The 12,595-nt window shown below is 70.4% G+C and carries 12 protein-coding genes; 6 read left to right on the forward strand and 6 right to left on the reverse strand.

Annotated features, from left to right (window positions below):
* Positions 1-37 precede the first annotated feature (37 nt).
* From AAFF41_RS41545 to AAFF41_RS41570, 6 genes are read left to right on the forward strand one after another with little or no spacing between them, the layout of a single operon-like run.
* A complete protein-coding gene (locus AAFF41_RS41545; protein ID WP_075030275.1) occupies positions 38-520 on the forward strand; it encodes a cupin domain-containing protein in 483 nt (160 codons plus the stop codon).
* Entirely contained in the window at positions 517-1,785 is a 1,269-nt protein-coding gene (locus AAFF41_RS41550; protein ID WP_319749211.1) for a beta-ketoacyl-[acyl-carrier-protein] synthase family protein, read from the forward strand. The genes AAFF41_RS41545 and AAFF41_RS41550 overlap by 4 nt, the downstream gene beginning before the upstream one ends.
* Positions 1,782-3,038, forward strand: a complete 1,257-nt coding sequence (locus tag AAFF41_RS41555) for a ketosynthase chain-length factor (RefSeq protein ID WP_319749210.1) — start codon at positions 1,782-1,784, stop codon at positions 3,036-3,038. The genes AAFF41_RS41550 and AAFF41_RS41555 overlap by 4 nt, the downstream gene beginning before the upstream one ends.
* Positions 3,039-3,064: 26 nt before the next feature.
* Positions 3,065-3,325 carry a phosphopantetheine-binding protein gene (locus AAFF41_RS41560; protein ID WP_054232640.1) on the forward strand — a complete coding sequence of 87 codons (261 nt, stop codon included), beginning with the start codon at positions 3,065-3,067 and terminating at the stop codon, positions 3,323-3,325.
* A 2-nt stretch (positions 3,326-3,327) separates the two neighbouring features.
* On the forward strand, positions 3,328-3,804 hold the full coding sequence (locus AAFF41_RS41565; protein ID WP_054232639.1) for an SRPBCC family protein: 477 nt from the start codon (positions 3,328-3,330) through the stop codon (positions 3,802-3,804).
* 26 nt (positions 3,805-3,830) lie between these two features.
* Positions 3,831-4,163: a TcmI family type II polyketide cyclase gene (locus AAFF41_RS41570; RefSeq protein ID WP_054232638.1), complete on the forward strand. Its 333-nt coding sequence runs from the start codon at positions 3,831-3,833 to the stop codon at positions 4,161-4,163.
* A 94-nt stretch (positions 4,164-4,257) separates the two neighbouring features.
* Here AAFF41_RS41570 and AAFF41_RS41575 read toward each other — a convergent pair whose 3' ends face one another.
* The 6 genes from AAFF41_RS41575 to AAFF41_RS41600 form a co-directional block, all read right to left on the reverse strand.
* On the reverse strand, positions 4,258-5,313 hold the full coding sequence (locus tag AAFF41_RS41575; protein ID WP_319749209.1) for a methyltransferase: 1,056 nt from the start codon (positions 5,311-5,313) through the stop codon (positions 4,258-4,260).
* A 42-nt stretch (positions 5,314-5,355) separates the two neighbouring features.
* Positions 5,356-6,417, reverse strand: a complete 1,062-nt coding sequence (locus AAFF41_RS41580) for a right-handed parallel beta-helix repeat-containing protein (RefSeq protein WP_319749208.1) — start codon at positions 6,415-6,417, stop codon at positions 5,356-5,358.
* Between the two features lie 187 nt (positions 6,418-6,604).
* The gene (locus AAFF41_RS41585) at positions 6,605-8,824 is read right to left on the reverse strand and encodes an NADP-dependent isocitrate dehydrogenase (RefSeq protein WP_054232635.1); all 2,220 of its coding nucleotides are present in this window, start codon (positions 8,822-8,824) and stop codon (positions 6,605-6,607) included.
* A gap of 434 nt (positions 8,825-9,258) precedes the next feature.
* A complete protein-coding gene (locus tag AAFF41_RS41590; RefSeq protein ID WP_319749207.1) occupies positions 9,259-10,344 on the reverse strand; it encodes a mechanosensitive ion channel family protein in 1,086 nt (361 codons plus the stop codon).
* A 318-nt stretch (positions 10,345-10,662) separates the two neighbouring features.
* A complete protein-coding gene (locus tag AAFF41_RS41595; RefSeq protein ID WP_343325675.1) occupies positions 10,663-11,427 on the reverse strand; it encodes a crotonase/enoyl-CoA hydratase family protein in 765 nt (254 codons plus the stop codon).
* Positions 11,428-11,521: 94 nt separating this feature from the next.
* Positions 11,522-12,505, reverse strand: a complete 984-nt coding sequence (locus tag AAFF41_RS41600) for a lysylphosphatidylglycerol synthase transmembrane domain-containing protein (protein ID WP_415925895.1) — start codon at positions 12,503-12,505, stop codon at positions 11,522-11,524.
* Positions 12,506-12,595 lie beyond the last annotated feature (90 nt).

Consider the following 12,595-nt stretch of genomic DNA (forward strand, 5'->3'; position numbering starts at 1 on the left):
TCCCCGGACGTCACTGCCCCACCCGGAGGTATCAAGCATGTTCAAGAAGCATCCACGCATCGTGGACCTGAGCGAGACGGAACCCAACCGCAGGCGCGGAGGCGACATCCGGGCCATGCTCACGCCCGCCACGGCGGGGTCCACCAGCGGCTTCATGGGCCTGGCCCTCATCCAGCCCGGCGAGCGTATCGGTGAGCACTACCACCCGTACTCCGAGGAGTTCGTGTACGTCGTCAACGGCGCCCTCGAAGTGGACCTGGACGGCGACACCTTCGCCCTGCGGCCCGATCAGGGTCTGCTGATCCCGATCAACATGCGGCACCGCTTCCGCAACGTCGGCGACACGGAAGCCCGCATGGTCTTCCACCTGGGCCCGCTCGCTCCGCGTCCGAGCCTCGGCCACGTCGACACGGAGGTGACCGACGACACCGCGCCCGGCCCCGAGTTCGCCACCGCCGGGGCGGACCTGTCCGCGCCGGACCACGGACAGCCGTCCGAGCGAAGTGGGGCCATAAAGTGACCCGGCGGGTGGCCGTCACCGGTGTCGGTGTGGTCGCTCCGGGCGGCACCGGGGCGACGGCGTTCTGGGACCTCCTGTCCAACGGCCGCACCGCGACCCGCGGCATCTCGCTGTTCGACCCGGCGGGCCTGCGGTCCCGCATAGCCGCCGAATGCGACTTCGACCCGCTCGCGCACGGCCTCGACCCGGAGCTGAGTGAACACGCCGACCGGTACATCCAGTTCGCCGTGGTCGCGGCCGGGGAAGCCGTCCGCGACTCCGGACTCGACACCGGCAAGGAGGACCCCTGGCGGGTCGCGGTCTCCCTGGGCAGCGCCGTCGGCGGCACCACCCGCCTGGAACACGACTACGTCCAGGTCAGCGAACGGGGCCGGCGGTGGGACGTGGACCACCGCGCGGCCGACCCGCAGCTGCACCTGGCGTTCTCGCCCAGCACGCTGGCCTCGGTCGTCGCCGAGGAGTTCGGTGCCCAGGGACCGGTGCAGACCGTCTCCACCGGCTGCACCTCCGGACTCGACGCGGTCGGCTACGCCTTCCACACCATCGAGGAGGGCCGGGCGGACGTCTGCATAGCCGGAGCGTCGGACTCTCCGATATCCCCGATCACCATGGCGTGCTTCGACGCCATCAAGGCCACCTCACCCGACAACGACGACCCCGAGCACGCCTCCCGGCCCTTCGACGCCCACCGCAACGGCTTCGTCATGGGTGAGGGCGGCGCGGTACTGGTCCTGGAGGAGTACGAGCACGCCCGAGCCCGCGGCGCGCACATCTACTGCGAGATAAGCGGCTACGCCACCTACGGCAACGCCTACCACATGACCGGTCTGACCAGCGAGGGGCTGGAGATGGCCCGGGCGATCGACACCACGCTCGACCAGGCCCGCCTCGACCCCACCCTGATCGACTACGTCAACGCGCACGGCTCGGGCACCCGACAGAACGACCGGCACGAGACCGCCGCGGTCAAGCGGTCCCTGGGCGAGCACGCCTACAAGACGCCCATGAGCTCCATCAAGTCCATGGTGGGGCACTCGCTGGGCGCGATCGGCGCGATAGAGGTCGTCGCCTGCGTCCTCGCCCTGAAGCACCAAGTGGTGCCGCCCACGGCGAACTACGAAACTCCCGACCCCGAGTGCGACCTGGACTACGTGCCGCGCACCGCACGCCCGCGGAAGCTGAGCAACGTGCTCTCCGTGGGCAGCGGATTCGGCGGATTCCAGTCCGCGGTGCTCCTGACCGGGCCGGGTGGGAGGAACCGATGACCACTCTGCGCACTCAGCGCCCCCGGCGCGCGGCCATCACCGGCATCGGTGTGATCGCGCCCAACGGACTGCGCGCCGACGCGTACTGGAAGTCCGTCAGAGAAGGCCTCGTCGTCCTGGACCGGATCACCCGCGAGGGATGCGAGCACCTGCCGCTCCGTATCGCGGGCGAGGTCCGGGCCTTCGACGCCGCGGCCCTCATCGAGGAGCGGTTCCTCGTCCAGACGGACCGTTTCAGCCACTTCGCGATGGCGGCGACCGTGCTCGCCCTCGACGACGCCGGCCTTGGTCAGGGTGACCCCGCGGACCCGTACGACATCGGCGTGATCACCGCCGCCGGATCAGGTGGCGGCGAGTTCGGACAGCGCGAGCTCCAGAAGCTGTGGGGCCAGGGATCCCGGTACGTGGGCCCGTACCAGTCCATCGCCTGGTTCTACGCCGCCAGCACCGGCCAGATCTCCATCCGGGGCGGCTTCAAGGGACCGTGTGGAGTGGTCGCGAGCGACGAGGCGGGTGGCCTGGACTCCATCGCGCTCGCCGCCCGGGGTGTACGGCGCGGCACCGGCGCGGTGGTCGTCGGATCCGCGGAGGCCCCCCTCGCCCCGTACTCGATGGTGTGCCAGCTCGGATACCCCGAGATCAGCACCGCCGAGGATCCCGGTCAGGCCTATCGGCCCTTCACCGCGGGAGCGCGCGGCTTCGCTCCCGCGGAGGGGGGAGCCATGCTCGTCGTGGAGGACGAGACCCGCGCCCGTGAGCGCGGGGCGGCCGTCCGGGCCATCGTGGCCGGCCATGGGGCCACGTTCACCGGAGCCTCCCGTTGGGAGCGGTCCAGAGAGGGTCTCGCCCACGCGATCCGTGGCGCCCTCGACGAGGCCGGCTGCGCTCCGGAGGAGATCGACGTCGTGTTCGCCGACGCCCTGGGCGTTCCGGAGGCGGACCGCGCCGAAGCCCTGGCCATTGCCGACGCCCTCGGTAAGCACGGCACCCGGGTCCCCGTCACGGCGCCCAAGACGGGCATCGGGCGGGCCTACTGCGGGGCACCCGTGCTGGACACCGCGGCCGCGGTGCTCGCCATGGAGAACGGCCAGGTACCCCCCACCCCCAACGTGTTCGACATCTGCCACGACCTCGACCTGGTGATGTCGAGCGCTCGTCCCACCGAGCTGCACACGGCCCTGGTCCTCAGCAGGGGACTGATGGGCTCCAACGCGGCGCTGGTAGTGCGCCGTGGCGGCGACTCCGCCCGATAGGACCGGGCGGGAAGGAGAACAGACTCATGATCACCACCGAAGTGACCCTCATCGAACTGGCCTCGCTGATGAAGAAGGCGGCCGGTGTCTCCGTCGACCCCGAGGACCTCGAGAAGTCGTCCGACTCCCCGTTCGGCACCCTCGGCCTCGACTCCCTCGGCCTGCTCGGCATCGTCGGTGAGCTGGAGAACCGGTACAGCCAGCCGCTGCCCCCCGACGCCGAGCGCTGCAAGACCCCCCGTGAGTTCCTCGACCTCGTCAACAACACCCTCAAGGCTGGAGCCTGAAAGTGGCAGGACACACCGAGAACAGCATCACCATCGACGCCCCTCTCGACCTCGTCTGGGACATCACCAACGACATCGAGAACTGGCCGCAGCTCTTCAGCGAGTACGCGTCCCTGGAAGTGCTCTCCCGCGACGGCGACACGACGAAGTTCCGCCTGACCATGCACCCGGACGAGAACGGCAAGGTCTGGAGCTGGGTCTCGGAGCGGACCGTGGACCGCGCCAGGCGGACGGTCCGCGCCCGCCGCGTCGAGACGGGCCCCTTCGACCACATGAACATCCGGTGGGAGTACGAGGAGACCCCCGAGGGCACCCACATGCACTGGGTGCAGGACTTCGCGATGAAGCCCGAGGCCCCGGTCGACGACGCCTGGATGACGGACAACATCAACCGCAACTCCCGCGTCCAGATGGAGCTCATCCGGGACCGGATCGAGAAGGTCGCCCGCGACCGTCAGAACGCGCCGATGCCCGGCTGACAGCCGGAGCTCAGGAAGGACAACCGATGCACCACGCCCTCATCGTCGCGCGCATGGCGCCCGACTCGGCCCCGGCGATCGCCGATGTGTTCGCCGCCTCCGACCGCGGTGAACTCCCGCACCTGATCGGCGTCAAGCGGCGCAGCCTCTTCCAGTTCGGTGATGTGTACATGCACCTCATCGAAGCCGACAAGGACCCGGCGCCCGCCATCGCGAAGGTGGTCGGGCACCCCGAGTTCCGGAGCGTCAGCGAGCAGCTGTCGGCGTACGTCAGCGCGTACGACCCGCAGACGTGGCGCAGCCCCAAGGACGCCATGGCCCAGTGCTTCTACCGCTGGGAGCGGGACGCCGTCTCCTGAGGCGAACGCCCGGACACAACCCGAGGCCGCCGACCCCGCGATGGACGCGGAGCCGGCGGCCTCGGGTTTTTCCCGGTGCGTCGGGAAGGCCGGATCAGCTGGGGATCGTGCACTCGAAGGCGTGCAGATACGCGTTGACCGGACGGAACTCGTTGATGACGAGCCCCGCGTCCGTCAGCCGGTCGACCATGCTCTGCCGGGTGTGCTTCGCACCACCGACATTGAGGAGCAGCAGCAGGTCCATGGCCGTGGTGAACCGCATCGACGGGGTGTCGTCCACGAGGTTCTCGATGACGACGACGCGGGCACCGGGCCGCGCCGCCTTGCGGATGTTGGCCAGCGCCCTGCGGGTGCTGTCGTCGTCCCACTCCAGGATGTTCTTGATGATGTAGAGGTCCGCCTGGACGGGGATGTCCTCCCGGCAGTCACCGGCCACGACGCGCACCCGCTCGGCCAGCGAACCGCCGCCGCGCAGTCGGGGATCGGCGTTCTCCACCACTCCCGGCAGGTCGAGCAGCGTGCCGTGCATCCCGGGGTGCTTCTCCAGCAGGCTGACCAGGACCTGGCCCTGACCGCCGCCGATGTCCGCGACCGAGGACACGCCTCGCAGATCGAGAAGGTTCGCCACGTCCCGCGCCGACTGCTCGCTGGACGTCGTCATGGCCCGGTTGAACACGTACGCCGACTCCGGGGCCTCTTCGTTGAGGTAGTCGAAGAACTCCCGCTCGTACACATCCTCGAAGACGTTCCGGCCGGAGCGCACCGCCTCGTCGAGCTTCGGCCAGACGTTCCACGTCCACGGCTCGGTGCACCACAGCGCGATGTAGCGGAGGCTGTGCGGGTCGTCCTCGCGCAGCAGCCGGGACATCTCCGTGTGCGCGAAGGTGCCGTCCGGGAGTTCGGTGAAGACCCCCTGGCAGGACAGCGCGCGCAGCAGCCGCCGCAGGGTCTTCGGCTGGGCCCTCACCGTCGCCGCCAGGTCCTCCACGCGCATGGGCGTGTCGCCCAGGGCGTCCGCCACGCCGAGGCGGGCGGCCGCCCGTACGGCGGCGGCGCACGCCGCTCCGAAGGCGAGCTCCCGCAGCCGCATGGACGGTGGTGGGGGAGCCGGGTCGACCGTGCTCGGGGGAGCCGGATCAACAGTGGTCATCGTGGTGCCTCGCTTCTGGGGTCGTGCTGGTGGGGGGAGGGGTCAGCACAGTCCGGCGGGCTCGGAGTGCGCGCAGGTGTTGTCGTGGAAGGTGTTGCGCTTGCCCTTGGCGCGGTCGCGGTTGGCGAGGTCGGCCTTGCCGTTGCGCTGCGCCAGGTTGTTGCGGATCTCGTTGTGTTCGTTGATGGCGCCTACGAAGCTCTTGTACAGCACGATGCCGCCGGACAGCGGGGAGGTGCCCACGTTGTCCTCGACCCTGTTCTCCGCCACCAGTGTCCTCTCGGCGCCGGTGAGGACGATCCCGGAGCCCTGCAGGAAGGGCAGACGGGGGGTCTTGGGGCAGTACTTGTTGTTGGCGTGGACGTAGTTGCGGACCACGCTCAGCGCCCCGACGTGCGGCTTGTTCTCGTCGCCCACGACGAACACCGCGGCGCAGTTGCCGGTCGCCTCGTTGTGATCGACGGTCAGGTTCCGCAGCCGCCGGACCGTGACGCCGATCCGGTTGCCGGTCAGAAGGTTGTGACTGACGACCGTCCCCAGGGTGTCCCGGGCGCCCTCCTCGGTGCTGACCGTGTTGGACAGGAACAGTCCGGCGTCGCCGTTGTTCCGGGCGAGGTTGTAGCGGAACACCCCGCGCACGGAGCGCTCCTGGGCGATGCCCCACTGGCCGTTCTTCTCGGCGACCACTCCCTGGACCGTCAGCCGGTCGGTGCCCGACGCCCACAGGCCGTGCTTGGCGAAGCCTCTGAGGGTCAGTGAGCTGATGGTGACGCCATTGACGCGCTTTTTGTCCGTTCCGGTGACACAGATCCCGTCGCCGGCCTTGGCGCAGCTGCCGGATGCCTTGCCCGGCACGATGACGGTGGAGCGCGCACCGTAGCCGCGCAGCGTCAGGTTCGACACCGTGACGCGGACACTCTCGTGGTAGGTGCCGGGGGAGAGGACGACGGTGTCCCCCGGGTGTGCGGAATTCACGGCCTTCTGGATCGACCCGCCGGGTTTGACCCAGTGCACCGTCGGGTGCTCGGTCGACGGGGCGGCACCCAGCACCGACGCCGTGACGGCTGCGGTGCAGGCGAGGTAGGCCATCTGTCGTTTCGTCATAGGCCGAAGCTAAGAGCGGGAGTTCCGGCCCGCCACCGCTGATCACCCAGGTGGACCGCCGATGTCACCTGCCTGCGCGCGTAAGGGTGGGCCGTCGGAGGCAGCGGCGTCGGCGGACACGCGACCGCCCCGGCCGGAGAACCCGGCCGGGGCGGTGCGGTGGTGACGCGTGGGCGCCGACGGTGTGTCAGGCGAGGGTCGCGAGCGTCGCGTTCCAGGTGGCCGAGGGGCGCATGACGGTCGCGGCCTTGGCCGGGTCGGGCTGGTAGTAGCCGCCGATGTCGGCGGGCTTGCCCTGGACCGCGAGCAGCTCGTCGACGATCGTCCGCTCCTGCGCGGTCAGCGTCTCGGCGAGCGGGGCGAACGCCTTGGCGAGGTCCGCGTCGTCGGTCTGCTTGGCCAACTCCTGCGCCCAGTACAGGCCCAGGTAGAAGTGGCTGCCGCGGTTGTCGATGCCGCCGACGCGACGGGTCGGCGACTTGTCCTCGTTGAGGAAGGTCGCCGTCGCACGGTCGAGGGTGTCGGCGAGCACCTGGGCGCGCGCGTTGCCCGTGCTCTGCGCGAGGTGCTCGAAGCTGGCCGCGAGGGCGAAGAACTCGCCCAGGCTGTCCCAGCGCAGGTAGTTCTCCTTGACCAGCTGCTGGACGTGCTTCGGGGCGGAGCCGCCGGCACCCGTCTCGAAGAGGCCGCCCCCCGCCATCAGCGGAACGACGGAGAGCATCTTGGCGCTGGTGCCCAGCTCCAGGATCGGGAACAGGTCGGTCAGGTAGTCACGCAGGACGTTGCCGGTGACCGAGATGGTGTTCAGGCCCTTGCGGATGCGCTCCAGGGAGAACTTCGTCGCCTCGACCGGGGACAGAATCTTGATCTCCAGGCCCTCGGTGTCGTGCTCCGGCAGGTACGCGTTGACCTTCTCGATCAGCTGCGTGTCGTGGGCGCGGGTCTCGTCCAGCCAGAACACCGCCGGGTCGCCGGTGGCGCGGGCGCGGGTGACGGCCAGCTTCACCCAGTCCTTGATCGGGTCGTCCTTGGTCTGGCAGGCGCGGAAGATGTCGCCCGCGCCGACGGCCTGCTCCAGGACCACGTTGCCGGCCTGGTCGACGAGGCGGACCGTGCCGGTGGTGGGGATCTCGAAGGTCTTGTCGTGGCTGCCGTACTCCTCGGCCTTCTGGGCCATCAGACCGACGTTCGGCACCGAGCCCATGGTGGACGGGTCGAAGGCGCCGTGGGCGCGGCAGTCGTCGATGACGACCTGGTAGACGCCGGAGTAGCTGCTGTCCGGGAGGACGGCGAGGGTGTCGGCCTCCTGGCCGTCCGGGCCCCACATGTGGCCGGAGGTGCGGATCATCGCCGGCATGGAGGCGTCGACGATCACGTCGGAGGGGACGTGCAGGTTGGTGATGCCCTTGTCCGAGTCGACCATCGCGAGGGCCGGGCCCTCGGCGAGCTCGGCGTCGAAGGACGCCTTGATCTCGGCGCCCTCGGGCAGCGCCTCCAGGCCCTTGAAGATGCCGCCCAGACCGTCGTTCGGGGTCAGACCGGCAGCGGCGAAGGTCTCGCCGTACTTCGCGAACGTCTTGGGGAAGAAGGCGCGTACGACGTGGCCGAAGACGATCGGGTCGGAGACCTTCATCATCGTGGCCTTGAGGTGCACGGAGAACAGCACGTCCTCGGCCTTGGCACGGGCGATCTGCGCCGTGAGGAACTCGCGCAGCGGCGCGACGTGCATGACGGACGCGTCGACGACCTCGCCCGCGAGGACGGGTACCGACTCGCGCAGCACGGTGGTGGAGCCGTCGTCGCCCGCCAGCTCGATGCGGAGCGAGCCCGCCTCGGAGATCACCGTGGACTTCTCGGTGGAGCGGAAGTCGTCGGCGCCCATGGTGGCGACGTTGGTCTTGGACTCGGGGGTCCAGGCGCCCATGCGGTGCGGGTGGGTCTTGGCGTAGTTCTTGACCGACGCGGGGGCGCGGCGGTCGGAATTGCCCTCGCGCAGGACCGGGTTCACGGCGGAGCCCTTGACCTTGTCGTAACGGGCGCGGATGTCGCGCTCCTCGTCCGACTTCGGGTCGTCCGGGTAGGCCGGGAGCGCGTAGCCCTGCTCCTGGAGCTCGGCGACCGCGGCCTTCAGCTGCGGGATCGAGGCCGAGACGTTCGGCAGCTTGATGATGTTGGCCTCGGGCGTCTTGGCCAGGTCACCGAGCTCGGCGAGGGCGTCGGGAACGCGCTGCCCCTCCTCGAGGAACTCGGGGAAGAGCGCGAGGATGCGCCCGGCCAGCGAGATGTCACGGGTCTCCACAGTGACACCCGCCTGCGAGGCGTACGCCTGGACCACCGGCAGGAACGAATACGTCGCCAGGGCCGGGGCCTCGTCAGTGTGCGTGTAAATGATGGTCGAGTCAGTCACCGGGTGCTCCGCTCCACGTCTGCAACATTGCTCGACATCAAGATATCTCGTGAGCGACCCCGACTCGACAGGGGTCCGCCCGCCATCGCCGTGAACGGGAGGTGGCGCGCCGCAGGCACCCGCCCTCGACGCCCTCACGCTCCTGCGGGACGAACGCCCACGTGTACCGGCTCGTCCTTCCGAACGCCAGCGAACCATGAGATATCGCACGAGAGTGACGGCCCCCACGGCCCCGCCGGTCGGCGCCACCGCGATCCGCACATGGGCGAAAAGTCACGGGTCGCCCCGGCGCGCCCACCGCCGGAACACGCCGGGGTGACCGTCCGTGTCGAGTGCTCCGCCGAGTGTCACCGGGGCTCCTTCGCGAGCACCGAGGACCGCATCGCCATCGCCTCCGAGGCGTCGGGGGCGCGACCGGCCCGGCCTCCCGGGCTCTACCTCCCCGACGTGGCCTCGCGCTGGTGCGGTATGCCCGCCTCGAGCAGCTCCGCCCCGCCCGGCTGCAGCGCCACCGTCCGCGCGGGCGCCGGAATCCGGATGCCCTCCTGCCGGTACCGCTTGTGCAGGCGCTTGATGAACTCGTGCTTGATCCGGTACTGGTCGCTGAACTCCCCGACGCCGAGGATGACGCTGAAGCTGATGCGGGAGTCGCCGAAGGTGTGGAAGCGGACGGCGGGCTCGTGGTCCGGGACGGCGCCGGTGATCTCGGTCATCGTCTCGGTGACGACCTCGGTGGTCACGCGTTCGACATGCTCCAGGTCGCTGTCGTAGCCGACGCCGACCTGGACGATGAGGGTCATCTGCTGCTCGGGGCGGTTGAAGTTGGTCATGTTGGTGCCCGCGAGCTGGGCGTTGGGGATGATGACCAGGTTGTTGGAGAGCTGACGGACCGTCGTGTTGCGCCAGTTGATGTCGACGACGTAGCCCTCCTCGCCGCTGCTGAGCCGTATGTAGTCGCCGGGCTGGACCGTCTTCGAGGCGAGGATGTGGACGCCCGCGAAGAGGTTGGCGAGGGTGTCCTGCAGGGCGAGCGCCACCGCGAGACCGCCCACACCCAGGGCCGTGAGCAGCGGGGCTATGGAGATGCCCAGCGTCTGCAGCATGACGAGGAAGCCCATCGCCAGCACCACGACCCGGGTGATGTTGACGAAGATGGTGGCCGAACCCGCGACACCCGAGCGGGACTGGGCCAGCGACCTGACGAGACCGGTGATGACCCGGGCCGCGGTCAGGGTCGCGACGAAGATGAGGACGACGGTCAGGACCTTGTTGACGTTGCGTCCGACCGGAGCCGTCAGCGGAAGCACCGCGCCCGCCGCCGAGACACCCGCGGCGATCGCTCCCCAGGGGACGAGCGTACGCAGCGCGTCGACGATGAAGTCGTCACCGCTCCACCGGGTGCGCGAGGCGTGCTTGCCGAGCCAGCGCAGCAGTATGCGCAGCAGGAACGCGGCCAGCAGTCCCGCCACCACGGGTATCCCGGCCATCAACAGGTCGTCCAGTGTGAGGGAGTGTTTCACCGGCCGCCTCCCGTGCGACGGAGGGGAAGGCCCGTGGGCCGGATGTGCTGTGTCGTCACTTGCCACCTGCTCGAATCCGGGAATGCACGATCACGCCCGGACGCGTGTTCGCCGTCCGGGGCGACCTCTCATCCTGCCGTACTCACGGGTACGTCCGTTACCGGGCCCACATGCTTCCGGCACACCTGCCGACCACGCCTGCCGATGTCCCTGCCGACCACTCCTGTCGGTCCGTCACCAGGGTCTCGGCCGGGGCCGATCCGGTCGAGACCGACCCGACCGGGCCGAGGAGCGCGACACGGCACCGGCCCCGGCCCGCTACCGCGCCGTGAACGAGCCGTGCCGCCCGGCTCCCGACGCGAAGCGGGCGGCGCCCTCCATGCCCTCGGCCAACACGTCCATGCCGTAACGGAGTTCGACGCGCATGGCCGCCTCCTCGACCAGGCCCTCCTGGTCGAGGACCGACGCGCGGTCGCTGCGCAGGCAGGACTGGGGGAAGTCGGCGATGGCCGCGGCGAGTTCCTCGGCCTCGGCCCGGGCGCGGCCGGTCGGGACGAGCCGGTTGGCGAGGCCCATCTCGTACGCCTCGGCGGCCGGGACCGCGCGGCCGGTGAGGATCATGTCCATCGCACGGCTTGCGCCGATGAGGCGGGGGAGCCGTACGGTGCCGCCGTCGATGAGCGGGACGCCCCAACGGCGGCAGAAGACGCCGAAGACGGCGTCCTGCTCGGCGACCCGCAGATCGCACCAGAGTGCCAGTTCCAGGCCGCCCGCCACGGCATGCCCGGCGACCGCCGCGATGACCGGCTTGGACAGCCGCAGCCGGGTGGGACCCATCGGCCCGTCACCGTCCTCCGCGACCCTGTTGCCGTACTCGGTGCCGATCGCCTTGAGGTCCGCGCCGGCGCAGAACGTGCCGCCCTCGCCCCAGAGCACCGCCACCCGGGCCGTCTCGTCCGCCTCGAACTCCCGAAAGGCGTCGGCGAGTTCGGCGGCGGTCGGCCCGTCCACGGCGTTGCGGGCGGCGGGGCGGGAGAGGATGACCGTGGTGACGTACCCCTGGCGTTCGATCCGGACCGACATCGTGCTGTCCCCTTCTCCCGGCCAAGTACGCCTTCTCCTGAGCGGCGTACGGGGAGGTTACTCCGGAGCTTCCGGTGGCGCAGAGCCGTGCCGCTCAGATCACCTTCAGACGGACCAGCGCCCCCAGCGTCAGCGCCCCGGGCAGCAGCGGCACCCACACCGTGATGATCCGGTACGCCAGCACGACCGCCGTCGCCACGGCCACCGGGCCGCCCGCCGCCACCAGTGCGACGATCAGCGCCGCCTCCACCGAACCGATGCCGCCTGGCGTGGGCACCATCGCGACGGCCGCCGTCGCGGCCAGATACGCGAGAGCCATGTGCAGGGGCGGCACCGCCAGGTTCATCGCCTGACCGACCGCGGCCAGCCCGGCGGCCTGCAGCAGCGGGAAGGCGAGCGATCCGCCCCACAGGGCGAGCGCGCGGGCCGGACGGGTGTGCACGGAGCGGGCCTCGCCGAGCGCGGTGCGCAGGAACGACCACACGGCCCCGCGCAGCCGTCGTACGAGAAGAAGCGTGGCCACCGCGGCCAGGAGGACCACTCCCGCGGCGAGCAGCAAGGGGCCGATCGCGCCGGAGGGGAGGAGGGACCCGATGTGCAGGGCTCCCGGGAACGCGATGAGCAGGCCCACCAGGAGGGTCAGCCGGGCGATCGACTCCGCGAGCATGTAGAGCGCGAGCGCGGCGGAGGAGCGGGCGAGCGGCACGCCGCACACGGTCATGAAGCGCAGATTGACCGCGCCGGCGCCGAGACCGGTCGGCAGCAGGTGGTTGGCCGCGCCCGCGGCGAACTGGGTGGCGAGCAGCCGACGCGCGGGCAGCCGCTGCATGACCGCGCCCTGCCGGGCGGAGGCCGCGGCGACCCAGGTCAGGCAGGTCGCGACGGCGGCCGCCAGCAGCCACGGCCACTCGGCCGAGCGCAGATGGCCGAAGCCCTCCATGAGGACGGACCGATGCCGCACCGCGACCACCAGGACGAGGGCGAGCGGGATCACGCACAGGACCGACCTGAGCGGGAAGCGTCGGGATCCTTGGGAGAACCCCTGGGGAAGCTTCTGGGGAAGTCGAACCGCTGTCACATCGGGAGAGGTTCTCCACGCCGCGCCAACGGGGGGTTGCGGGCGCGCGTCCGGCGGCTGACGTGCCGGGCAAGGTGCGGGAGGGGTCGT

The organism is Streptomyces mirabilis (assembly GCF_039503195.1).
Taxonomy (GTDB): Bacteria; Actinomycetota; Actinomycetes; order Streptomycetales; family Streptomycetaceae; genus Streptomyces; species Streptomyces mirabilis_D.